Origin of the sequence: Vibrio sp. MED222 (assembly GCF_000153005.1) — a bacterium.
In the GTDB taxonomy this organism is placed as follows: domain Bacteria; phylum Pseudomonadota; class Gammaproteobacteria; order Enterobacterales; family Vibrionaceae; genus Vibrio; species Vibrio tasmaniensis_A.
In genome coordinates this window covers 1,111,529-1,133,991 of record NZ_CH902606.1, presented here as the reverse complement: position 1 = coordinate 1,133,991, position 22,463 = coordinate 1,111,529, and the positions used below count along the sequence as shown (strand labels likewise).

At 43.9% G+C, this 22,463-nt stretch carries 21 protein-coding genes; 10 read left to right on the top strand and 11 right to left on the bottom strand.

Features of this window, described 5'->3' with window-relative positions:
• Positions 1 to 31 precede the first annotated feature (31 nt).
• Positions 32 to 268: a YdcH family protein gene (locus tag MED222_RS16655; RefSeq protein WP_009845921.1), complete on the top strand. Its 237-nt coding sequence runs from the start codon at positions 32 to 34 to the stop codon at positions 266 to 268.
• A 281-nt stretch (positions 269 to 549) separates the two neighbouring features.
• Here MED222_RS16655 and glpD read toward each other — a convergent pair whose 3' ends face one another.
• The 5 genes from glpD to MED222_RS16680 form a co-directional block, all read right to left on the bottom strand.
• The gene (gene glpD, locus MED222_RS16660; protein WP_009845920.1) at positions 550 to 2,109 is read right to left on the bottom strand and encodes a glycerol-3-phosphate dehydrogenase; all 1,560 of its coding nucleotides are present in this window, start codon (positions 2,107 to 2,109) and stop codon (positions 550 to 552) included.
• A gap of 270 nt (positions 2,110 to 2,379) precedes the next feature.
• Positions 2,380 to 3,165 (bottom strand): DeoR/GlpR family transcriptional regulator, encoded by a 786-nt coding sequence (locus MED222_RS16665; protein WP_009845919.1) that lies wholly within the window; start codon positions 3,163 to 3,165, stop codon positions 2,380 to 2,382.
• Positions 3,166 to 3,440: 275 nt separating this feature from the next.
• Positions 3,441 to 4,961 (bottom strand): glycerol kinase GlpK, encoded by a 1,521-nt coding sequence (gene glpK / locus MED222_RS16670; RefSeq protein WP_009845918.1) that lies wholly within the window; start codon positions 4,959 to 4,961, stop codon positions 3,441 to 3,443.
• A gap of 59 nt (positions 4,962 to 5,020) precedes the next feature.
• Positions 5,021 to 5,875 (bottom strand): MIP/aquaporin family protein, encoded by an 855-nt coding sequence (locus tag MED222_RS16675; RefSeq protein WP_004732234.1) that lies wholly within the window; start codon positions 5,873 to 5,875, stop codon positions 5,021 to 5,023.
• Positions 5,876 to 6,323: 448 nt separating this feature from the next.
• Positions 6,324 to 6,755 (bottom strand): PACE efflux transporter, encoded by a 432-nt coding sequence (locus MED222_RS16680; RefSeq protein WP_009845917.1) that lies wholly within the window; start codon positions 6,753 to 6,755, stop codon positions 6,324 to 6,326.
• A 129-nt stretch (positions 6,756 to 6,884) separates the two neighbouring features.
• Between MED222_RS16680 and MED222_RS16685 the strand changes: the two genes are divergently transcribed.
• A complete protein-coding gene (locus MED222_RS16685; RefSeq protein WP_009845916.1) occupies positions 6,885 to 7,775 on the top strand; it encodes a LysR family transcriptional regulator in 891 nt (296 codons plus the stop codon).
• 95 nt (positions 7,776 to 7,870) lie between these two features.
• Here the strand turns inward: MED222_RS16685 and arsB are convergent, their stop codons facing one another.
• On the bottom strand, positions 7,871 to 8,926 hold the full coding sequence (gene arsB / locus MED222_RS16690) for an ACR3 family arsenite efflux transporter (protein ID WP_009845915.1): 1,056 nt from the start codon (positions 8,924 to 8,926) through the stop codon (positions 7,871 to 7,873).
• A gap of 105 nt (positions 8,927 to 9,031) precedes the next feature.
• The gene (locus tag MED222_RS16695) at positions 9,032 to 9,373 is read right to left on the bottom strand and encodes an ArsR/SmtB family transcription factor (RefSeq protein WP_009845914.1); all 342 of its coding nucleotides are present in this window, start codon (positions 9,371 to 9,373) and stop codon (positions 9,032 to 9,034) included.
• A gap of 319 nt (positions 9,374 to 9,692) precedes the next feature.
• Between MED222_RS16695 and MED222_RS16700 the strand changes: the two genes are divergently transcribed.
• The 3 genes from MED222_RS16700 to MED222_RS16710 all read left to right on the top strand — a co-directional run bounded on the left by MED222_RS16700 (position 9,693) and on the right by MED222_RS16710 (position 12,562).
• Positions 9,693 to 10,490 (top strand): Cof-type HAD-IIB family hydrolase, encoded by a 798-nt coding sequence (locus tag MED222_RS16700; protein ID WP_009845913.1) that lies wholly within the window; start codon positions 9,693 to 9,695, stop codon positions 10,488 to 10,490.
• A gap of 181 nt (positions 10,491 to 10,671) precedes the next feature.
• Complete coding sequence (locus MED222_RS16705; protein ID WP_032555160.1) at positions 10,672 to 11,319, top strand: DsbA family oxidoreductase; 648 nt, start codon at positions 10,672 to 10,674, stop codon at positions 11,317 to 11,319.
• Between the two features lie 34 nt (positions 11,320 to 11,353).
• Positions 11,354 to 12,562: a winged helix-turn-helix domain-containing protein gene (locus tag MED222_RS16710; protein WP_009845911.1), complete on the top strand. Its 1,209-nt coding sequence runs from the start codon at positions 11,354 to 11,356 to the stop codon at positions 12,560 to 12,562.
• A gap of 65 nt (positions 12,563 to 12,627) precedes the next feature.
• Here the strand turns inward: MED222_RS16710 and MED222_RS16715 are convergent, their stop codons facing one another.
• Entirely contained in the window at positions 12,628 to 13,566 is a 939-nt protein-coding gene (locus tag MED222_RS16715) for a LysR substrate-binding domain-containing protein (RefSeq protein WP_009845910.1), read from the bottom strand.
• A gap of 106 nt (positions 13,567 to 13,672) precedes the next feature.
• Here MED222_RS16715 and MED222_RS16720 point away from each other — a divergent pair, with 106 nt between their 5' ends.
• From MED222_RS16720 to MED222_RS16740, 5 genes are all read left to right on the top strand, one after another.
• Complete coding sequence (locus MED222_RS16720) at positions 13,673 to 13,996, top strand: putative quinol monooxygenase (RefSeq protein WP_009845909.1); 324 nt, start codon at positions 13,673 to 13,675, stop codon at positions 13,994 to 13,996.
• Positions 13,997 to 13,999: 3 nt separating this feature from the next.
• A complete protein-coding gene (locus tag MED222_RS16725; RefSeq protein WP_009845908.1) occupies positions 14,000 to 14,974 on the top strand; it encodes a Gfo/Idh/MocA family protein in 975 nt (324 codons plus the stop codon).
• Between the two features lie 199 nt (positions 14,975 to 15,173).
• Entirely contained in the window at positions 15,174 to 15,512 is a 339-nt protein-coding gene (locus MED222_RS16730; protein ID WP_009845907.1) for a hypothetical protein, read from the top strand.
• Between the two features lie 308 nt (positions 15,513 to 15,820).
• On the top strand, positions 15,821 to 17,389 hold the full coding sequence (locus MED222_RS16735) for a hypothetical protein (protein ID WP_009845906.1): 1,569 nt from the start codon (positions 15,821 to 15,823) through the stop codon (positions 17,387 to 17,389).
• Between the two features lie 402 nt (positions 17,390 to 17,791).
• Complete coding sequence (locus MED222_RS16740) at positions 17,792 to 20,023, top strand: hypothetical protein (protein ID WP_009845905.1); 2,232 nt, start codon at positions 17,792 to 17,794, stop codon at positions 20,021 to 20,023.
• A 60-nt stretch (positions 20,024 to 20,083) separates the two neighbouring features.
• On the opposite strand, the gene MED222_RS16745 is transcribed toward MED222_RS16740, so the two are convergent.
• The 3 genes from MED222_RS16745 to ulaR all read right to left on the bottom strand — a co-directional run bounded on the left by MED222_RS16745 (position 20,084) and on the right by ulaR (position 22,338).
• The gene (locus tag MED222_RS16745) at positions 20,084 to 20,326 is read right to left on the bottom strand and encodes a hypothetical protein (RefSeq protein ID WP_009845904.1); all 243 of its coding nucleotides are present in this window, start codon (positions 20,324 to 20,326) and stop codon (positions 20,084 to 20,086) included.
• Between the two features lie 68 nt (positions 20,327 to 20,394).
• Positions 20,395 to 21,462, bottom strand: coding sequence for an L-ascorbate 6-phosphate lactonase (ulaG, locus tag MED222_RS16750; protein WP_009845903.1), 1,068 nt, complete (start codon positions 21,460 to 21,462; stop codon positions 20,395 to 20,397).
• Between the two features lie 120 nt (positions 21,463 to 21,582).
• Positions 21,583 to 22,338 carry an HTH-type transcriptional regulator UlaR gene (gene ulaR, locus MED222_RS16755; RefSeq protein ID WP_009845902.1) on the bottom strand — a complete coding sequence of 252 codons (756 nt, stop codon included), beginning with the start codon at positions 22,336 to 22,338 and terminating at the stop codon, positions 21,583 to 21,585.
• Positions 22,339 to 22,463 lie beyond the last annotated feature (125 nt).

Below are 22,463 nucleotides of genomic sequence, written 5' to 3'. Positions count from 1 at the left end.
CCAATCACTTTACTCAACTTAAGAGGTTTCTATGCTAGGTGAAAATCACTCTCTTGTTCACGAATTTCCTGAAATGAAAGACAAAATTGCTGAGCTTGCTAAAACTGACGATGGCTTTGCAGAAGATATGAAGACATACGACAACCTTGATAAAGAGATTCGTAAACTAGAGCTGAAAGATTCACCCATTGATGACGGCTCGATGCACCAACTAAAACATGATCGTTCTGAGCTTAAAGATTCACTGCATGCTCGTTTAATTGCCTAGCTAGCGGGTTGTTTTGCTGAATAGCTAAGTTAAATCGTTAGATCGCTAAACGGTTACTGCAGGTTTAGACAATAAAAACTCCTTCGGGAGTTTTTTTTCGTTTCTGCATTCCAGTCTCTATCTGAACGCATAAGAATATTTGGATATAAGAAACCGTAGATATAGACAAACTCAGTTAGCACTAAGGTTTTGCAAATAGGGTGGATATAAAAAAGCTTAGCGCGGGGGACGCTAAGCTTCGTTGTTAAATATGTTCTTGAACCATGTTTAGGCTGGTGGAATTAGCCGACTTGAGAAAAGCTCACTACTTTGCTTTGTAGCTTCTCTTTCAGGTAATCCGTTACTGCTTGCTGCTCGGATTCACTCATGTACAGGCCAAGCTTGGTTCTACGCCACAAGATGTCTTCGTCAGTCATCGCCATCTCTTCATTGATCAAGTAATCGATTTCAACTTGATAAACGCCATGAGCTTCGCCTGAGAATTGGTTGCCAAGGTCAGCTTCGCAATTTGCTCCTTCCAGTAGCTTCCACGTGTAAGTACCGAATTGAGTCACGTAACGAAGTAATAGCGCTTCAGATGCCCAAGGGTATTTAGTGTGGATCATCTTCGCAAGCTGCTCTCTGCTACAACTGAAGTTACCACCTGGAAGTGTGTTGTTGGCTGTCCAAGGCGCACCCATGTTGGTTAGGTGTGGTTCTAACTTCTTAAGTGCTGCTTCGCCTAGCTTACGATAAGTGGTCAACTTGCCACCGAAGATCGAAAGCAGTGGTGCTTGATCAAGCTCTGCGTCTAATTCGAGCGTGTAGTCACGAGTGATCGCTTGCGGTGAATCAGATTCGTCATCACAAAGCGGTCTTACGCCACTGTATGTCCAAACCACATCTTCACGGCCAAGTTGTTTAACAAAGTGTTGGTTAACAATATCAATCAAGTAATCCACTTCGACATCATCAATTGCGACGTTACGTGGGTCGCCTTTGTATTCAAGGTCGGTGGTGCCGATGATCGAGAACTTATCTAGGTAAGGGATCATGAACACAATGCGATTGTCTTTGTTTTGCAGAATGTATGCTTGTGGTTCGTCGTGAATGCGTGGCACAACAATGTGTGAGCCTTTGATCAGACGAATATTACGAGGCGAAGCCTGCTCTAATCCATCATCAAAGAACTGTTTAACCCAAGGACCAGCTGCGTTGACCAGTGCTTTCGCTTTACGTTCAAAGCGTTGGTTGGTCATGACATCAAGGATCGTCACATGCCAGATGCCGCCTTCACGGTGCGCTTTTTCAACTCGGCAGTAGTTACGAACTTCTGCGTTGTTTTCTTTTGCTGCTAATACGTTGAGCAACACCATACGCGCATCATCAACCCAGCAATCTGAGTATTCGAAGCCTGTCTTCATTTCTGGTTTCAGTAGGCCTGATTTCGCTAAGTTGACGGTCTTACTTCCAGGAAGAGTGGTGCGCTTACCCAAGTTATCGTAAAGGAATAGGCCACAGCGAATCATCCAAGCCGGGCGTAAAAATGGTCGATGTGGTAAACGGAAACGCATTGGTTGAGCAACATGAGGTGCTTTTCTTAACAAGACTTCACGTTCCGCGAGTGCTTCCGAAACCAAACGAAACTCGTAATGTTCAAGGTAGCGTAGGCCACCGTGGATAAGCTTTGAGCTGGCAGAAGACGTTGCAGATGCGAAATCATTTGCTTCGTATAAGCCAACGTTTAGACCACGACCTGATGCGTCTGCCGCGATGCCTGCACCGTTGATGCCGCCGCCAATCACGATCAAGTCTAAAGTGGAAGGTGTACTGTTGTTTGAATTATTTTGTTGAGCACTCATGGTTTTGACCTCTTTCTGAGCGAACGAGCATTTTAGAACATAATTGAATCCTATATGAACTTTCGTTTGCGGTCATTTATTATTTTCGTTTATGCGCGTTTTATGTGATTTGGGCATAAAAAAACCTCTGCTTATGAAGGCAGAGGTTCAAATAAGTCTAATTCGAGCATAGAAGCGACAGTGACAGCGAGCAAGTTTTACTTTATTAACTTTTCTATAAAGAATCGTGAATCATTTAAGAAAGTGGCGTCACTGAGCTCTTATGTTTAGTTATTCGCTCATAGGACGAGCGGTATCGATCACTTCTAATGGTATTGCGGAATCTTTAAGGATGTTGAGAATCTCTTCTGGTGGCTGCTTATTAGTAAACACCATGTGGGCTTGAGAGATATTACCGAGCTTAACCATCGCGTTACGGCCAAACTTAGTGTGGTCGACGGCTAAGAAGATGCTGCGACTGTTTTCGATGATGGCTTGTTTCACTCGAACTTCGTGGTAGTCAAAATCGAGTAACGAGCCGTCAAAGTCGATGCCACTGATGCCCAAGATACCGAAATCGAGGCGGAACTGCTTTACGAAATCGAGTGTCGCTTCACCGACGATGCCACCATCGCGGTTACGTACTTCACCGCCCGCCAAGATAACCTTGATCTCTGGGTTCGGTAGAAGGATGCTTGCAACGTTAATGTTGTTGGTCACAACTCGTAGCTGCTTATGATTCTTGTTGAGTGCGCGAGCAACCGATTCAGGTGTGGTGCCGATATCAACGAACAAGGTTGCGCCATCTGGGATATGTTTAACCAGCTCGTCGGCGATCACGTCTTTTTCGTTGAAGTTAAGCGCTTTACGCGTGTTATAAGAGGTGTTTTCTGAGCTTAAAGGAATGGTTGCACCACCGTGATAGCGACGAATTTTATTGCCATCGGCTAGTTCATTGAGGTCTCGTCTGATGGTTTGTGGGCTGACATCGAACTTTTCAACGAGCTCTTCGGTACTCACATATCCTTGTGTTTTTACCAGATCTACAATCTGCTGGTGTCTTGGTATCTGCTTCACTTAACTTACCACTCCCTGCGCGCAAAGGGCTCTAGCGCGTCAAAATCGAAAATATAAACTCACGCTATTGTGCTCGAATTGATGAAAAGAGAGAAGTAATGATGGTAAGGAATCATGTCTAAACCGCAAAAACGCTGGTCAAAACATGGAATTTGAGCCTGAAACGCAAAAAAGAGCACAAAATAGTGCTCTTTTTAGTTTCGTTTGCTGAGGTTCGAACAATCTAATCGATTAATAAGGGATTATTCGTACTCCTCTGTTAACTCACGCTTAGATTACTCTTCGTCGTCATCGTGCAGTTCAGACCAAACCTGTGCACACTTGATAGCACGCTTCCAACCTTTGTAACGGCGGTTACGCTTCTCTTCGTCGTGGTGTGGCATGAAGGTGCGGTCAAGAACGGCTTTGTCTTGAAGCTCATCAATGCTGTCCCAGAAACCAACCGCTAGGCCAGCAAGGTAAGCGGCACCCAGAGCGGTTACTTCCGTTACTTCAGGGCGGTGAACTTCAGTATCCAGCACGTCTGATTGGAACTGCATTAGGAAGTTATTCGCTACTGCACCGCCATCAACACGTAGTTTCGCTAGCTTGATGCCTGAGTCAGCTTGCATCGCATCTAGCACGTCACGAGTTTGGTAAGCAATACCTTCCAGCGTTGCACGGATGATGTGGTTAGAGTTAACACCACGAGTTAGGCCAACAATCGTACCGCGAGCATAAGCATCCCAGTAGGGTGCGCCTAGGCCAGTAAATGCAGGAACCACGTAAACGCCGTTTGAAGAGTCTACTTTGGTTGCGAAGTACTCAGAGTCTTCTGCACCAGCCAGTAGCTTCATTTCATCACGTAGCCATTGGATTGATGCGCCGCCCATGAATACTGCACCTTCAAGTGCGTATGCAGGCTCACCTTTAGGACCACATGCTAGCGTTGTTAGTAGGCCGTTCTTTGATGTTACTTTCTCTTGGCCTGTGTTCATTAGAAGGAAACAACCTGTGCCGTAAGTGTTCTTAGCTTGGCCTGCTTCTACACACATTTGACCGTAAAGTGCAGCTTGTTGGTCACCTGCAATACCCGCGATTGGGATACGAGTACCGCCTTTACCACCAAGGTTCGTTTGACCGTAAACCTCAGAAGAGCGTTTTACTTCAGGCATCATGATTGACGGAATACCCATCTCATCAAGTAGCTTCTGGTCCCAACATAGGTCATTGATGTTGAACAACATAGTACGTGACGCGTTAGTGTAATCCGTAACGTGTACACGTCCTTGAGTCATTTTCCAAACTAACCAAGTATCAACCGTACCGAACAACAGTTTGCCTGCTTCAGCGTCTTCACGAGCGCCTTCAACGTTGTCTAGAATCCATTTTACTTTGGTACCTGAGAAATACGGGTCAAGGACTAAGCCGGTATTGTCACGTACGTAGTCTTCTAGGCCACGTGCTTTAAGGTCTTCACAGATGTCTGCAGTACGACGACACTGCCATACGATTGCGTTGTAAACCGGTTTGCCAGTTTCTTTGTTCCAAACAATGGTGGTTTCACGTTGGTTCGTGATACCAATGCCCGCTAGCTCATCGCTGCGGATGCCTGCTTTAGCAAGAGCTTCAACCAATGTAGAGCTTTGAGTCGCCCAGATTTCCATTGGATCATGCTCAACCCAACCCGCTTTCGGGTAAATCTGAGTGAATTCTCGTTGAGAAGAACTAACGATGTTTGCATCGTGATCGAGGATTACAGCGCGAGAACTTGTGGTGCCTTGGTCTAGGGCAACAATGTATTTTTGCTCGGTCATGGTAAGAATCCTTTTTCTTTCGTTATTTATATTTTAGTAAATGTAAGGTCGCTTAGGGATTAAGCTTGAGCTTGTTCAGCTTCTTCTTCTGTTTCACATTGGTTTGGAATTGTGCAGCCTTGGCCTTCTACTGGTAGGTAAGCACCGATAACACGTGGGTACAACCAACCACCAAAACACGCACCAGCAATTGGAGCAAGAATTGGAACGATGAAGTAAGGAATATCACGAGCACCGCTTAGTGCGAAATCCCAACCTGCAAAGTAAGCGAACAGTTTTGGTCCGAAGTCACGAGCAGGGTTCATTGCAAAGCCCGTCAGTGGACCTAAAGAACCACCGATAACCGCGATAAGAATACCGATCAGTAGAGGGTTCATTGCACCGCGAGATGCGCCGTTGTTCTCATCACCTAACGCTAAAATGGCAAACATCAACACTGCAGTAATCACGAATTCCACAGCAAAAGCGCCGAAGAAAGAAAGTGAAGCATGTGGGTAAGTCGAGAAGATACCAGCAGTTGATAGTGCGTCTTGGCTGCTACGAACGAAGTTATGTGCGATTTCGTAGTCAGTAAATAGGTTGCTGTACAGGCTGTAAACCAATGCTGCAGAGCAGAAAGCGCCAAGCAGTTGCGAAATGATGTAAGGCACCACTTTCGCTTTATCAAAGCCATGGAACATGGCCAGTGCAATCGTTACGGCTGGGTTGATGTGTGCGCCTGAAACGCCGGCAGTACAGTAAATTGCAATCGCAACACCGAAGCCCCAGATGATGCTGATTTCCCATTGTCCGAATGTCGCACCAGTTAATACCAGAGCGGCCACACAGCCAACGCCAAAGAATATGAGTAATCCTGTACCGATAAATTCAGCCAAGCATTGCCCAAATAAAGAAGGGTGTTTGTTTGTTGTCATGTTCGAGTCCTTTTTAGTTTTGCTTATCTAGCACGTGTATTGTGCATATATTTGCGAACTCGAAAATAAACGAACATCAAAAGTGAGCGTTTGAGCATAAAATTGTTAATTAAAGTCACTTAAAATGTTAATCCGAACACTTTTGCTCGAAAAAGATGCTCGCATGAACGTCATTGCTCGAATTGATAGGTTGCGAAGCCGCTCAAACTACCTATATGTAAATGAATGCGCAACTGGTACGAGGAGTTTATGTTTGGATTTGTGACGCTACTTCGTGAGTGGCGGATTATTAGACTTAATTAGGGAGGGCTGTGTGATGTTTTTGCTATGTAACAAGGGCGTTAACAAATGAGCTTATATGCATAAATGAATAAACTGCCAACTATGTTGTAGTTTGGCAGTTTTCATTTGGGTGTATGTTCTTGTTATACGAGACGAACTTACCGCTCTAAACCAGAGCTGCAACTTTTCCTTTCGAAACCAATTGAGCTCGGATTGAGTCATACGCCCAATTGAACGCAATCGCGTAAAGTACGAAGAAAATAACTAGGCCGATGTCCATGATCAGTACGGTTAGGAAGTCGAGTTGTAGAACCCACATCAAGACAGGTAGAGTCACTGTCATTAAGCCAAGCTCAAAACCTAATCCGTGCAGGATACGTGTTTTCGTGGTTCTTTTGCTTCGGTCTGCTCCGTAAATTTTGTCGTAGCCATAGTTATAAACGTAGTTCCAAGCCATCGCTATCAATGATATTGCGAGCGCTAAGCCTGCCATTTCGCCTGCGCCGTTTCCTGTAATATAGGTTGCAAGCCCTGCCATCAAAATCAAAGCTGCTAATTCAAATAGCACCATGTGCAACATGCGTTCTTTATGTGACATTTTTCTAACTCTCTTTCCGATTAAATAGCCGCCGATGGGCTAATGACTTGCTAGATAATATCTAGTTAAGTGATAATATAAAGATAGTTAGCATCATATATAGTGATAGTAAGTTTTGGGAGAAACCAAATGTACAACATTGAACAGCTGAAAATGTTTGTGTATGCCGTTGAATTAGGGTCATTTTCTGCCAGTGCTCGTCATTTGGGTAAGGTGCAGTCGGCGGTGAGCCAAGGCATCAGTAATCTTGAAATAGATTTTAATGTTGAGCTTTTTGATCGTTCGACTCGAAAGCCTTCACTAACCAAAGCGGGCGAGCAGTTATTTAAACAGGTGAAAGCGATCGTGCTTCAGGTTGAAGATCTGAATGTGACGGTTAACGCGATGGGTAGCGGCGAAGAGGGGCTCATCAAAATTGCATTAGATGATTCATTACTGGTTCCGAACTTATCTAAGATCCTTAGTCAGTTCAGTCAACAATTCCCTGCTACTGAAGTTGAACTGGTTGCGTGTACCACAACAGAGGTCAATCCGTTAATTATCGAAGAGAGAGCCGACATTGGATTGATGTTTACCAACTTGGCTTTTGATGTCGGTTCTGAGCCATGCTTTATCGGTCACTTACCGTTTATTGCTGTGTGTCATCCAAGTCATGCGCTCGCAAAAAAAGGTGTGGCGAAACTCTCTGATTTACTCCCGTATCGTCAGTTAATGTTGAGGGGAGACAAGGGGAAGGTGATGGATCAGTTTCCGCTGATTGCCGGAAAGGTATGGTGGTCAAACAGCTTTATTGTGATCAAAGAGATGGTACTTGGCAGTGATATTGGCTGGGCATACTTACCTAGGCACCTCGTCGAAGAGGAGCTGAATAAGCAGCGTTTAGTGGAGATTAATGTCTCATTCGATCACAAAACATGGTCACCGCCCGTTGATCTTGTTCTGTCTAAAACACGCTCAAAAGGTCCTGCATTACTTTGGCTTGAACAAGCATTGAAAGGCCTATTAGACGAAACTGAATAAAGAAAAGGCTCACCGTTTAACGTGTGAGCCTTTCTGTTCAAAGTGATACTGCTTTTTGTTAGTTCTAGTTCTAGTTCTAGGTGTAGACGTAGATGCTATACGCTAGGTTTCACCGTCTGACCGTTGTAGTACTTGTCTTTCATCTTAAGCGCCACGTTCACTAGGTAAATCAACACAGGTACTTCAATCAGTGGACCGATAACACCGGCAAACGCTTGGTCTGAGTTGATACCGAATACTGAGATAGCAACGGCAATCGCTAGCTCGAAGTTGTTGCCTGTTGCTGTGAATGCAATTGATGCGTTCTTGTCGTATTCAATGCCCATCTTCTTACCAATGAAGAAGCTGATGAAGAACATTGCTGTGAAGTAGATAGTCAGTGGAACCGCAATCAACAATACGTCCATTGGCAGTTCTACAATCATCTCGCCTTTTAGGCTGAACATCAGAACGATAGTAGCCAGTAGTGCAATCAGTGTGATTGGAGAGATACGTGGAATAAACACTTCGTTGTACCACTGCTCGCCTTTCATCGACACAAGGATCTTGCGGCTTAGGAAGCCCGCTAAGAATGGGATACCTAGGTAAATAAGTACACTGTGTGCAATGTCGATCATCGAGATATCAACCATCATGCCTTCGTAACCAAATACTGGTGGAAGAACGCTGATGAACAACCACGCCATAAAGCTGTAGCTCACCACTTGGAATGCACTGTTTAGAGCAACCAATGCCGCGCCGTATTCTTTGTTACCGCCGCCGATGTCGTTCCAAACTAGCACCATCGCCACACAACGAGCTAGACCAATCAGAATCACGCCGACCATGTAACCTGGGTGGTCACCCAAGAAAGTCAGTGCCAACACAAACATCAGAATTGGGCCAACAAGCCAGTTCATGATCAAAGATAGTTTGATCGCTTTCTTATCTTTGACCACAGTGCCTAATAGGTTGTAGTTAACCTTAGCCAGAGGCGGGTACATCATTAAGATAAGGCCAATCGCAAGTGGAATGTTGGTGGTACCAACCGACATAGATTCGTTCCACTGCTCGATCTGTGGGAATAGGATGCCAAGCAGTACACCAAGACCCATGGCAATAAAGATCCACAGCGTTAAGTAGCGATCTAGAAAACCTAATTTTGGCTTCATGATATTTTCTCTTTGGTTGATATCGTCAATCGTCGAAAAGCGATATTGGGAAGCAAAAAAATACGCTTAATTTATTCCGTATTCGACAAACTAAGCGCGATAAATCTATTTCAAAATAGTGTCGATTAGCGTCTCAAATTGCTGAATATTATCTCGATTAATGCGGTAGCACATCTTCGGTGGTATCGATTCAGCAGTGATGAAACCAGAGGTTTTCAAGATTCTTAGGTGCTCTGATACTGTCGATTGCGCCAAACCTAATTCACTAACCAAGTCACTGTTCAAACAGCCGCCCGATTTTTCTAGCGTTGAAAGGATACTCAATATACGAACTCTTGCCGGGTGAGCGAGCGCTTTGGCCAGAGCTGCCATTTGCGTTTCAGCTTCGGTATCACCATGTCCGATTGGTAGAGCACAGCCACCAGTTGTAGGGCAAATTTCGTTCATATTGATGTTTCGCTTTCCATAATCGTTAAAAGACGATTAATGGTAGGCCTATTTCTTTTATTGGTCAATGCGAAATTTATAAGTCGGCTTAAATTGGCATCTCAGAACAATGGTTTTAGTTAAGCTTGATATTCGATTTTTATCTGTTTTTACCTTCTTATTGCGCATAAACAAGATCTTAGATTTAAACAGAGAAATCGACCGAAAAGCATTGCATTCACTGGCTACTCTAGCGATATAATTGAACGCAGAACCGTTACACAAGATAACGAAAAATCATAATTTGCACTTTAATCTTTACTCATAGGTAAGCCCTGAAATGCCACAACAGAACATCAAATTTATCGCTGCTGATATGGACGGCACTCTTCTTAATGAACACGGAAAGTTAGACCCAGAATTCTTCAATCTTTATGAGCGACTAGAAGCTCAAGACATCATTTTTTCTGCGGCATCGGGTCGTCAGTATTACAGCTTGATGGAAACCTTTGCTCCGCTAAAAGATCGCATGATGTTCGTTGCTGAAAACGGCACATTAGTGATGCACAAAGGGCAAGAGCTCTACAGCTGCTTACTTGATACTGATGCCATCAAAGACATCATCAAAGAAGCGCGTGCGATTGAAGGTGCACACGTTGTACTTTGTGGTAAAAAGTCTGCATACATTGAAACCAAAGATGAGCGTGCTTTAGCGGAGATCTCTAAGTACTACCATCGCCGAGAGCAAGTAGAAGACTTACTGGCGGTAGAAGACGATTTCATCAAGGTGGCTATCTGTCACTTCGACGGTTCACAAGAGAAAGTGAACCCAACTATTGATGCCAAATTCGGTGAGAACTACCAAGTGGTTGTCAGTGCAAAAATTTGGTTGGATGTGATGAACGCTGAAGCGTCAAAAGGTGCGGCGATTAAACATCTACAGAACACATTAGGTTTCACTTACGAGCAGACCATGAGCTTTGGTGACTACCTCAATGATTTGGAAATGCTAAAAGAGAGCTACCACTCTTACGCGATGGAAAACGCACATCCAAAGTTAAAAGAGATCGCACGTTTTGCTGCGCCAAGTAACGTTGACGCGGGTGTGTTCCAAGTACTTGAGAAGTTGCTAGCGTAACGCTCTTAAGCTCGACCCGATTTTTGTCAAAGCCAACTCGTGAACATAAGTTGGCTTTTTTGTTCGTTAATGTTGAATTTAGTTAAATTTTAACGATTGTTCAGGTTGTTGTAGTCTGAAGATAAATTGGATGCCTGCTTTTACTGCAGACATGCCTTATCAATGAGCATTTGGAATGACGATGAGCAAGAAACTTCAACTTGATATTATTTCTGACGTAATGTGCCCATGGTGCGTGGTCGGCTACAAAAACTTAGAGCAAGCAGTTTCAGAACTTGGCTTAGCAGAGCAAATTGAACTTGAATGGCAGCCGTTTGAGCTTAACCCTGATATGCCGCAAGAAGGCGAAAACCTGCGTGACCACATCATGAGAAAATACGGCTCTAGCGCAGAAGAGAGTCAAAGTTCACGCGAACAGCTTGCGGCGCGTGGCAAAGCGGTAGGGTTCGATTTCAATTTCTATGACAGCATGAGAATGGTGAATTCACGTCACCTGCATGTGCTGCTCGATTTCGCGTTGGCGCATGGCAAACAGACTGAGTTAAAGCTACGCTTCTTTACTGCTCATTTTTCAGAGCAGAAAAATCTTGCTGATCTTGAGGTTATCGCGCAAGAACTTGAAGCAGTTGGCTTAGACTCAACGAAGGCACTGAAGCGCCTAAAGAACATCGATAACTTGAAGCAAATTGAAGCGCAAGAGTTTGAATGGCAACACATGGGAATCTCAGCGGTTCCTACCGTGGTATTCAACCGCAAGAGTGCGGTCACTGGTGCGCAGACGGTCGAAACGTACAAGCAAATTCTTCAAGAACTTATTGCTGAATCATAAGCCGATTATTGGTATCAATTAGAGTCTGAATTACATGGAATCACTGTCACTCGCTCAAGCGCAAAAACTGGTATTGCTTTCGCAAAAGCTGCCGCCTAAGAAGTTACCACCTAAAAAGCAACGCAATGGGGGCACTTTGGCGAACACGCTGTCTGCGATTGAAAACCTTGGGTATGTTCAAATTGATACCATCTCTGTGATTCAGCGAGCTCACCACCATACGCTGTGGAATCGTAATCAAGACTACAAGCTTGATCATCTCGACAAGCTGCTAGAGCGTCGAGAAGTGTTTGAGTATTGGTCGTACGCTGCTGCTTATCTGCCTATGCGCGACTACCGCTTCAGCCTGCATCGAAAGAACGGGTTTGCGACCGGTAAGCTTAAGCATTGGTATAAAAAGGATGATGCACTGATGGCGCATGTTCTCAAACGCATTGAGAGCGAAGGGCCATTAATGGCGAAAGACTTTGAAGGGGATAGACCAAACCCCGGCGGATGGGGCGGTAAACCTGCCAAACAGGCACTAGAGACTTTGTTTATGCAAGGTGACTTAATGGTGCCGAGCCGAGTGAACTTCCATAAGGTGTATGACCTAACCGAACGAGTTTTGCCGAGTGCTATTGATACCTCAGAACCAACGGAACAAGAGTACATCGAGCATCTAATTACGCGTTATTTAGAAGCTAATGGTGTGGGAATAGCGTCGGAAATGAGCTATCTACTCAAGAACACAAAACCTCTGATTCAGACAACACTCCAGCAGATGCTTGAAGATAAACAAGTCGTGAAGGTGGATGTTCAAGGTGCTGATTATTATGTGTTGCCTAATGCGTTTGAACTGCTGAATCAGCCTCTATCTCGAACTAAGTTAAAGATACTGTCTCCGTTCGATAATCTGTTGATTCAACGTAAGCGAATGCAATCACTGTTCAATTTTGATTACCTTCTTGAGTGTTATGTTCCAGAAGCCAAGCGTCAGTTTGGTTATTTTAGCTTACCGATTCTCTGGCAAGGTGAGCTGGTGGCACGAATGGATTGCAAGGTCGACAGGAAGAGTGGTTTGCTCAATATCCGTAACTTGGTTGTGGAAGAGCGAATTAAAAACCATGAGTCTTTGGTTCATGCTTTATGCGATGAACTAAAACACTTCATGGTGTTCAACCAATGTGATGAGATGATCGTCCATAACACCACACCCTCTGATCTTGGTAAGCGCTTGATGAGCCATTGGCAAACAGTCTAGCGGTTTTGTTGTTAAAAAAACTCTTCGTTACTTAGAAGCCTCTTTGCTAATTCGTCAGCGCTTAGTTACTCAGAAAGAGTGGCTAACAAGAATTCGACAAAGGTTCGGTTCTTCAACGACAGTTGCTTGGTTTTGTAGAGCAAGTGAATCGGTTTAGGTAACGGTGCCATGCCGGGCAAGATCTCCAATAGCATTCCACGCTCAATTTCTTCTGCGACTAAGATAGTCGGCTGTAACAACACGCCTACGCCTTGAAGGGCAGCATATCGCAATACATCCCCATTGTTCGACATCAAACGTACTTGTCCTTTGTTCCCCGCAGTGTGAGTTGCTTGGTGACTCTGAGGATCTCGGGATTGAGGTTCACTATTTTGGATATGACGGATGTGAGTATCACGTCCAATAATATCACGACGACTGCTATAGCTGAATCCAAGCGATGGGTGTTGTGCAAGGTCTTCCAACACACGAATCTCAGCATGTTGGTTAAGGTACTCAGGAGCCGCGCAGTAACACATCTCATAATCCCCTAAGTATCTGGCGACTAAACTGGAGTCAGACAGGTCACCGATTCGCACAATCAAATCAATATCGGATGAATAAGGATCGACAAGGTCGTTGTTCAGCACCAGTTCGACATTAATCGTTGGGTGATGCGCGAGGAACTTAGCCACAATCGGGGCAAGCACCTTGTTTCCGTAGGTGACCGGGCAGTTTATCTTTACCGTGCCTTGAGGCTGGTTTTCCAAGGTTTGAATCAGGTTCTCTGCATTGCTGATGTCTTCGAGAATTCGCTTACATTCTCGATAATAAAGCTGACCTGAATCGGTTAACGATTGCTTACGCGTGGTGCGGTGGATCAGTTGAGAGTTGAGGCTCGATTCAAGGTGGTGGACATGTTTACTGATCATGGTCGCCGACAAGTTGAAGTGGTTGGCGGCGCTACGAAAGCTGCCTTGCTCGACCACGTAAACGAAGACCTTCATGCTAGTTAACTTATCCATTAAACACTCTCGGTTGATAAACAATAAACAAAACGTGAGTTTATCAATTATTAGGGGTTAATTATATTAATGGCAAACCGATAATTAACTAAAATAAGAGCGTGAAATGCCTCAGACGAATGAAACCATCTTTGTTACTGCAGAAATTAAGATTAAAACCAACATTGATCGTGAGGCTGCGATTGAAGCTATCGAGCAATTTTGCCGAGACATGCAAAGTGATCCGGGCTGCCTACAAGCAATTGCAAGCTATGATCAAAACCAAAGCGATCGCGTTGTCTTGCTTGAGCAATACGCAAACCGCGAGGCGATCAATCAGCACTTTGTGATGCCTCATACGCAAGCGTTTATTGAGCGTGATATAACGGAATTAGTACAAGCATTTGAAACGCAACGTGGACCTATCAAAACACAAGAGCAGGAGATCTAAGCCATGAAATGGGGAATCCTAGGAACCAGCTTTATCTCAGGTGTAATGGCGGATGCGATTAAAGGCGATGCTCAAAGCGAGCTGTATGCCGTCGCTGGTCGTACTGAAAAAACACTTAACGAGTTTGCAGCCCAATATCAACCAACACTAACCTTCAACAGCTATGGAGCCCTGATTGAAGATGAGTCAGTCGACATTATCTACATCGCTCTACCAAATCACGTTCACCACGAATACGTGATTAAAGCGGCTCAAAAAGGCAAAGCGATCCTGTGTGAAAAATCGCTGTCGGTTGATATGGAAAAAACCGAGCAAGCTCTGCAAGCGGTGAAAGCATCTAGCGTGTTCTTCGCAGAAGGTTTGATGTACTTGAATCATCCATTGTTCGCCAAGCTTCATCAAGAATTAGCGACAGGTGAGATTGGCGAAGTGCGCTCAATTCAAGGTTCCTACGTTTCGGCGATTGATCAGTTCGTTAACCCTGCGAGCAAAGGCGCGCTATACAACCTTGGCTGCTACCCAATGTCGCTGATTCACTCTGTTGCGCAGCAGCAATTTGGCGAGAGTGTGTTCGATGATGTGCAGATCTCGGCAATCGGCCGACGTGGCCAAGATGGCAATATCTGTGAATCGTCGGCGATGATGCGTTTCAACGGCAGTTTTACCGCGCAAATCCATACTGCTGAAGATCACGGCTTAAAGCATGGTTTTACGATTCTAGGCAGCAAAGGCTGTATCACACTCGACACCAACCCATGGCTACCGACCGAAGAAAATACGTTTACGGTAGAGATCTATGAAACGTCGAAACGTGAAGTGAAAGTCGAAGCGCAAGGCGATGGCTTCCATTATCAAGTGCGTAATATCCGCCAAGCAGTTGAGCAAGGTGACACACAACTTGCTGCGCCGATGGCGACGCATCAAGACTCTCGCGTGATCATGAAGTTACTGACTGATTGGGAACAAGCGGCGAGCTAACATCTTCGTAAATCCTATATTCGCCTCATGCTTGATTGCTTCGTCAGTGATCAAGCATGAGGCGTTTCCTCTATATCTTCCAGTAGACTCTTCCCAATAAATACTTTGCATTTGAAACAGCCACAGTGTCCAATGTCGGTTAAGACAACATTGACCGAAAAACCTTATTTTTTAAGGTGTTAAATAGGATGCTTATTTCATGCGTAAATCAGATAAGAAGATCGAAAATCAAATCAGAGACGTGTTAACGGACGTGTGTGAAGACACGTTAAAAGGCTTCGATGGTTTTCTGTGGGTGACTCATACGGTCAATTTCTCTTCATTCCCGCAAAGTTTGAAAATCGTCTGCGTATTCGATACCAATCAGGATAGAACGAACTTCTTAGAGGTGGGAGGTCAGCAGGAGGTCTCTGTTGCTATCCAAAAGGCGTTTAGTCAGGTTGGGATTACATTGAAGAGCATCGATAAGCACGTCAGTTACGATACACAAGAAAATTGCGATCGCGACCATCAAGGGAAGTGGGACAAGAGGTTGTAAATAGGTTTGGGGGATCAGTGACCTGAGTGCTTAGGTAATGTAATGGCTGGGGGGCTATTTAGTTTATTTTAATCAATGGGGAAAGAACCGGGAATTATTAAATTTCGGTCAACCTAATATTAACAATACTTGTCTTTTTAAGCGCATGAGTTAACTCTATTTTTGAGTAAATATAATTGAGGTGAATGGGTGTCACGTATATAAGTATCGCTAATTGAAGTTGACGTATTTTTATGATTAATAGGTAATAAATACAGCTAGTTACTGATATATGAGTCTAGGTGCGCTTAAATTTCAATGGTGTTTAAATGAACAAAAATAAAATTACCCTAACAACACTCGCAATTTTACCTTTGCTTTCAGCATGTGGTAGCGATAGTAAGAGTACCGCCGCCACCACTCCTAAGCCTACCCCTCCTCCCGGATATACCTTGCCAAGCGAATCGAGTTTGATCACCAATTACAATGTCGACAGTGCTTTTAATACGGTATTCCCAAGTAACTACCAGATAGCGAAAGATGCAGGTTTTGATTACTTTATTAAAATACCGTTACGCTCAGATTCAAGTATTAGTATTACCATTCTTGCGACAAAAGGTAGTGATGAGGATCTGCGTCAAGCCATTGGTGTGTGGACTTCTCTTCTGTCCGAAAATGGAGCGAATACAGAACTGAGTAAGCTTGATGTCTTTAAATCGATAAGTCAGCGTCAGGGTACGCTTCTTATGGCATCGTCAGAAGGTGATATTGGTAATCTTCAGCAAGAGCTACTGAGGTTGTTGAAAGCGCGTGAGCCTAAACTTGCCTCAGCTACAGCTGATAACTACCTGCAGCTGATAGCTTCAGATAATGATCTATTCAAAAAATATGGTTGGTTTGTTCATAGCCAAGCGCTTGGTTATAACGAAACGACATACGTTGGTGAGACAGAGTATTTCACTGGTTATAATTCCGTTACCAATGTAGGTAAAAGAGATGCTTCAATAGAAGAAATTCTTCATATAACTCAAGCTCAAGGAATTGCCCCTTTGACCGGTGATGGTAGCAAAGGCGGATTGCAAAAAAGAATTACTGCCCATAGCTTGAGTATTTTCAAAGATTATCGGTATGACAGCACAACAGGCTTATATGTTTACGAGGATAAAGACACTAGCAAAGATTATGTGGCTAAAAGTTCCATTTGGAGTCCACAAGCAGCAGGCGCAACTCTTGATGAAAAACGTGAAGAACAATGGGATGGCGATTGGGGCGGTGACGATATAGGTAAAGACCTAGGAATGCCTGAGCAGTATAAGATGGGGCAAACCTTTTCTCACGAGTATTTTGCCGCACTAGCAGACACGTATTACGGAATGTATGGTGGGTTTAATTCAGAGTTTGGAGGAATGGATAACTACCGTTACGTTACCCGAGAAACTTTGCCTAGTGATAGTACTGGTTTTGCTATCGTCAAAGAATTCTTGCCTGAATATCATCAATATACGGCAAGGATTGATAGTGCAAAGGTCGATACGTATTTGAAAGCGAATCCGTCTTTAAATAATACATTTAAGATCCAAATTTCTTCTGATGATAAAGAAAAGTACACCTTTAAATCTCAATATATTAAAAATTTGAAAATCGTAGGTTCTGAGGCTTTAGATATACTTGGAAATCCTCAGGATAATTATTTTGAGGGGAATTCTGCTAACAACACTTTCGATGGATCTGATGGTACCGATGTATTGAAGATTAATGGTAACAAAAACGATTATTCGATTGAAAAGCTGGCTGGTGGTGTGACAAAAATTTCTGGTAAATCGATTGGAACGGACAAGATTTCCAATGTGGAATACATTAAATTTAACGATGAGGTTGTTAAGGTAGACAAAATCTAGTTAAAGCGACTCAAGCACCTAAATATATCCCTTCTATTTATTCCGGCAAAAACCACTTACATCCGTAGGTGGTTTTCATCGATTGATACTGACACAGCAAGCCTAATCCCCCTCTCATTTGGTTTTTATAACGACCAACATAATCATTTCATCCCGAACTCAAATGACCTTAGAGGTGAAGCTGTCATTTCCCTTTTAAGCTGGCGGTAGTTTCAGATTGTCTTCATTCGGGCATTCGATGGCACACTTAAATGCTCGTCGAACCGGGGGGCTTAACGCTTGAACTATGAACTTTTCTAGACGATACTTTTTTCTTACATTGCTCCCTAATTTGACGCGTAATATGTTGATTTTGAATGAGGTATTTTGATTGGCAATAGTATCGATTAGGAAGTTTGAATCATGAAAACTTACATTTCTGGGCTGCTCACACTCATTCTTTCATATTTAATTACCGGCTATTCTTTTGCTGTTGGTACAGCGATTGTACTGCCAGGGCAACATGAATCCGGCGCTGATCTTTCGGGCTCCCCAATGTCTGCGAATGCTGTCATTGATTGGGAAATTGCGAACAGTGACCTCGTATTTGGCTCTTATGCAGATAAAACCGACAATAAGCGAGCTACGACAATTGGGTATATGTATAACCAAAAAATGGAGCTCAATTCTGGTTGGTTGGAGAATGACCTTCGTAATAACGCAGAATTACATGGCGTTGATTTTGAAGACTTCTTTCTCCATTTTTCTGAAGATACAGTGCTTGCAGAAGTTGATAACACCCACGGTGAAAATACTCTCTTAAGTGGAAAGCCTATGACCTTGGGCTATACAGCCAGTGAAGATCATGCGGGCTTTTGGCTGTATCAAGAGCCTCCTTGGGATGCTGATGTGTTTGAGAATTTCGAACAGGGCGGGGCTTTGTATGTCTATCATGCTGAACAGTTCGAACGTCTGACCTTTAAGTTCTCACAGTTTGCTGTCAGCGGCGAATTCTGGATTGAATACCCAACAGCTATTGACTCTCACGGAAGGGTTTCACAGTGGGAAAGGCTCGATGTAAAGAAAGACAAAACGCTCAATATGACCAGAAACCAATCGGTGATTTGGAACCTTCCGGGTAACTGGGTAAGAGCCACAACTCATGATGGCAGTGGGGTGAGTTATGGTGGCGGCCAGTATTTTGGTTCAACCTTTTTGAGAGAGGGTGGCCGTTTATACGTTGTGAGAGTTCGTTGGCAAAGTGAGAACGCAGACGACAGGCCGCGGTTAAAAGAAGTAAAACTCAAAAATAGCTTTCCAACCGTTAAGTTAACCGACGCTCCGACCACAACTCCGGATGGCAATGCTATCAGCCAATGGCGAAAAATTCGTGGCTTTGACGTGTCTGCAGACCTGAATGGCGATAACTACTTGTCGCCAAGCGAGTATCGAAATCGAACCAATAAGAATGCGACAGCGCGTTTTCGTTGGGAATCAAGAGTGGTGCCATTTGGTCGAATGTGGAGCACGAATTCATCTTGGTCGTTAACGAACGTCGCAAACGCGGATTATTTATTGGCCATTCATCGCTACTACAAGCAAAGCTGGGCAAGCCAAGGTTTGAATGGTGCATACAACGACGACACAAATAAACTCATTGGCTCGAACCAGTTCTATGTCCATTCTGGCGGACATGTTCAAGAGTTAGGATCTGTTGCGGGTTCAAATCAAGCGGATGATCTCTACAAGCAACAATTTTCAGCGTTTCTCCAAAATCTATCTGTTTTAGAAAGTGATGCGTCTATTGGGTTGAACATTGGTATGGCGAACTTGCTGGGTCGAAATGGGCAGTCTCATCTTAGCGAAGCCGGGTCTTTGTATCTGAGAGAGCATTACATTTTTCCGTCTACTGGATTTAGTGGTTACTCGGGGATCTCTAAGTTCTGGGATAATTCTGCGCTCGCCTACAATGGACAAAGAGTTATTTTTCAGGCGACAACGCGTTACGGGCGAGTCCAATATCTAGGAAATAGTGAAGAGAATTGGAAGAAAGACCAATACTCGACCCTAGCGATTTACCACCTCAATCGACATGCTCAACACAGCTATTTTAATCAGTGGAACAATAGTTACGTCTATGGGAGTGATAACACGACTGCAGACACTTTCTGGCAAAGTGGTGTCCCTAAAAATATCGCTTATCAACCAAGTTCGTTATTAGCCGTTGATTTGGGAGAGGCGAGTCATCAGGCCCTACAGGGATTTGAGCCAATTCCTTTGATGTTGTCGACAACGACACCTCAACCCGCAGACTACACCATCGTTGGTGATTCATCGATGAGTGAAGTGGTGCATGCTGATCTGCCTAATGGTATGACTCACGTTCTACCTACGTTCACGTACTTTATGTATCAATCTAAAAATCAGGTGGCCGCGGGTGGCCCTGAAGATATGGTGTTAGCGAGAGAGTTCAGCAATGGTCGTGTGTTGTACCGCACGGATTTCCACGGTAAGAATTCGAGCTTTTATGAGGCAGAGAAGCTGATGATTGTATTGGACGTGCCGATGAAGCCTGTCGATGAAAACGGCAACATCGGAGAGTATGTGACTGAAATTCATATTGGCGGTTATGAAGGGCTGTTCTTGCTTTATTAGAATTATTTAGATAGACGAAGGGGAGCATTTGATAGAGCAGGAGGCAGAAGGCAGAAGGCTCTAGAAATTTTGCATATCGACTGATTGATGACTGAAGCCAATTGATTTTGCCGCATTTAGTAGAGCTTGTTGGGTCTTGAATACCCTTGGTTTCAGCTTTCGGTCGGACTCTAAGAAACTATTTATTCCCCACTTGCTGCTTAGAACCATCAAGTAATAGCCATCATTGTTTGGAGAGTTTACGGCAATTGCTGATTCTAAATCGCCACGTTTGAAATGCTCCTTAAATTCGCGTAATACCATATCAATATCCTTATTCGATGATTAAAAAAGGGAGCGAATCGCTCCCTAGTTAATGTTGGTACTAATGATTACAAGAATGCGCGGTATGGCAGTTCTGGGTCATTTTTAAAGATATCTGCAAAACCACGGAAGTGTTGGTAGTGCATGCGACTTTTATCTGTAGGGTAAGTGTATCGGCCACCGACTTGCCAGAAGAAAGGTGCGAAGCCGTATTGCAGACGTTCTTTCTTCATGTTCCACAGCATTTCAATTTCACGTGGGTCATTTTGGAAGTTAGCCCAGATATCGTGGTGGAAAGGAACAACGACTTCACAATCCAAAGATTCAGCGGCACGTAAAATGTCTGAAGACGTCATTTTGTCAGTTACGCCACGTGGGTTTTCACCGTAAGAAAGCAGTGCAACGTCGATCTTGTGGTCATTACCGTGCTTAGCGTAGTAGTTTGAGTAGTGAGAATCACCAGAGTGGTAAACTGAACCGCCTGTCGTTTCTACTAGGTAGTTCACTGCACGATCGTCCATGCCACCTAAGATATCAGTGTCTAAAGAAGAAGTGCCTTCAGGAAGTGTCACTAGAGCAGTACGGTCGAATGCATCAAGAACCTTAATATTGACGTCTTTGATCTTAATCTCGTCGCCAACTTTCGCGATAACACAACGATCTTCTGGCACACCCCATTTCATCCATAAATCAACACACGCTTTAGGACCAATGAATTTAACGTGCTCGCCACAGTTTTGTAGAACGGCTGCAGCAACGTTGATGTCAATGTGGTCGCCGTGATCATGAGATGCCATAACCGCATCGATCTCTTTAATAGCGAAAGGGTCCAATGGGAAGATTGCAGTACGTAGGTTTGGCTGAAGTGCTTCAACACCGCCCATACGCATCATTTGGTGCTGGTTTTTCATTTTTTGAACAGCTTGTGTTTTTTTACCAGTACCACACCAGAAGTCCATTGATAGGTTTGCACCACCTTCTGATTTTAGCCAAATACCTGTACAGCCAAGCCACCACATAGAAAATGTATTCGGTTGCACGACGGTTTGCTCGATCTCTTCATTTAACCATGTGCCCCACTCAGGGAATGTATTTAGGATCCAAGACTCGCGAGTGATTTCGTTTACGTTGCTCATGATAATACCTTTTATTTCAATAATTTGATTAATTTTGGATGTAGGGAGCCGAGCGCCTTAATTTTGATTAAGGCACTGAGCTAAATTTATTATTATTGGTGGGCTAGTTAGCCCTTCGATTTAAACTAGGATGACTTGCGTCCCTTGAGCTTCAATCCGCTTGACGACTTCGGGGTTGGCATCTTTACCAGTGATGACGATGTCTATTTGCTTGGTGCTGCAAAAGAGCATTCCGGTACGTTGTCCAACCTTTGAACTGTCGACAACAACAACGAGTTTATCGACCTGTTCAAGCATTTGCTGCTCTGCTACAGCAGTTAACATGTCGGCTTTGTAGAGGCCAGCATCGGTTAAGCCTTTACCAGAGGTAAACATCCAGTTTCCAGCATAGCCTCCCAGTGAATTGGGCGCGGGATTTAAAAAGATGTTCTGCGCTTTGTTGTATTGACCGCCAATGATGATGACATCGTCATGATCTTCGTTGATCAAGTAGCTTGCGAGTGGGAAGTAGTTCGTTACGATCTGTACATCTTCCCCACATAACTGTTGTCCAAGTAGGAACGCAGTAGAACCACAGTTGATCACAACTGTATCTCCAGCCTCGCAAAGTCCTGCTGCTGCTTGCGCAATCTCTGCTTTCTCTTCATAGAACTCAGTGCTGTTGATATTGAGTGGTGACCACTTTCTCTTCTGATTCTCTACTCGCTCAGCGCCATTTCGAACTTTTCTAAGTCGGCCAACTTCATCTAATTTAGCGATGTCACGTCTTGCAGTAGCAGGTGAAACACTAAATTTATCAATAATATGTGAGACGTTTATTGTCTGCATATCTTCTAATAGCGACACGATGCCGTTATGTCTTTGTACTTCATTCATATTTATCACTCTTTATGTCGTTGTGACAATTTGATGATTACTTTTGATTTGTTTTGATTCTAATAATCACCATCATGATTGTCAAACTACATTGCTATAAAAACTAGATCTTAATCACAATGATT

Bases quoted from the DNA above. Each gene is read 5' to 3' on its own strand.
- ulaG (WP_009845903.1), bottom strand. From the start codon at position 21,462: ATGAGCAACGTAAACGAAATCACTCGCGAGTCTTGGATCCTAAATACA.
- MED222_RS16735 (WP_009845906.1), top strand. From the start codon at position 15,821: ATGAACAAAAATAAAATTACCCTAACAACACTCGCAATTTTACCTTTG.
- glpD (WP_009845920.1), bottom strand. From the start codon at position 2,109: ATGAGTGCTCAACAAAATAATTCAAACAACAGTACACCTTCCACTTTA.
- MED222_RS16715 (WP_009845910.1), bottom strand. From the start codon at position 13,566: ATGGATAAGTTAACTAGCATGAAGGTCTTCGTTTACGTGGTCGAGCAA.
- MED222_RS16720 (WP_009845909.1), top strand. From the start codon at position 13,673: ATGCCTCAGACGAATGAAACCATCTTTGTTACTGCAGAAATTAAGATT.
- MED222_RS16675 (WP_004732234.1), bottom strand. From the start codon at position 5,875: ATGACAACAAACAAACACCCTTCTTTATTTGGGCAATGCTTGGCTGAA.
- MED222_RS16700 (WP_009845913.1), top strand. From the start codon at position 9,693: ATGCCACAACAGAACATCAAATTTATCGCTGCTGATATGGACGGCACT.
- MED222_RS16655 (WP_009845921.1), top strand. From the start codon at position 32: ATGCTAGGTGAAAATCACTCTCTTGTTCACGAATTTCCTGAAATGAAA.
- MED222_RS16745 (WP_009845904.1), bottom strand. From the start codon at position 20,326: ATGGTATTACGCGAATTTAAGGAGCATTTCAAACGTGGCGATTTAGAA.
- MED222_RS16740 (WP_009845905.1), top strand. From the start codon at position 17,792: ATGAAAACTTACATTTCTGGGCTGCTCACACTCATTCTTTCATATTTA.
- ulaR (WP_009845902.1), bottom strand. From the start codon at position 22,338: ATGAATGAAGTACAAAGACATAACGGCATCGTGTCGCTATTAGAAGAT.
- MED222_RS16730 (WP_009845907.1), top strand. From the start codon at position 15,174: ATGCGTAAATCAGATAAGAAGATCGAAAATCAAATCAGAGACGTGTTA.
- MED222_RS16680 (WP_009845917.1), bottom strand. From the start codon at position 6,755: ATGTCACATAAAGAACGCATGTTGCACATGGTGCTATTTGAATTAGCA.
- MED222_RS16725 (WP_009845908.1), top strand. From the start codon at position 14,000: ATGAAATGGGGAATCCTAGGAACCAGCTTTATCTCAGGTGTAATGGCG.
- arsB (WP_009845915.1), bottom strand. From the start codon at position 8,926: ATGAAGCCAAAATTAGGTTTTCTAGATCGCTACTTAACGCTGTGGATC.
- MED222_RS16685 (WP_009845916.1), top strand. From the start codon at position 6,885: ATGTACAACATTGAACAGCTGAAAATGTTTGTGTATGCCGTTGAATTA.
- MED222_RS16695 (WP_009845914.1), bottom strand. From the start codon at position 9,373: ATGAACGAAATTTGCCCTACAACTGGTGGCTGTGCTCTACCAATCGGA.
- MED222_RS16710 (WP_009845911.1), top strand. From the start codon at position 11,354: ATGGAATCACTGTCACTCGCTCAAGCGCAAAAACTGGTATTGCTTTCG.
- glpK (WP_009845918.1), bottom strand. From the start codon at position 4,961: ATGACCGAGCAAAAATACATTGTTGCCCTAGACCAAGGCACCACAAGT.
- MED222_RS16705 (WP_032555160.1), top strand. From the start codon at position 10,672: ATGAGCAAGAAACTTCAACTTGATATTATTTCTGACGTAATGTGCCCA.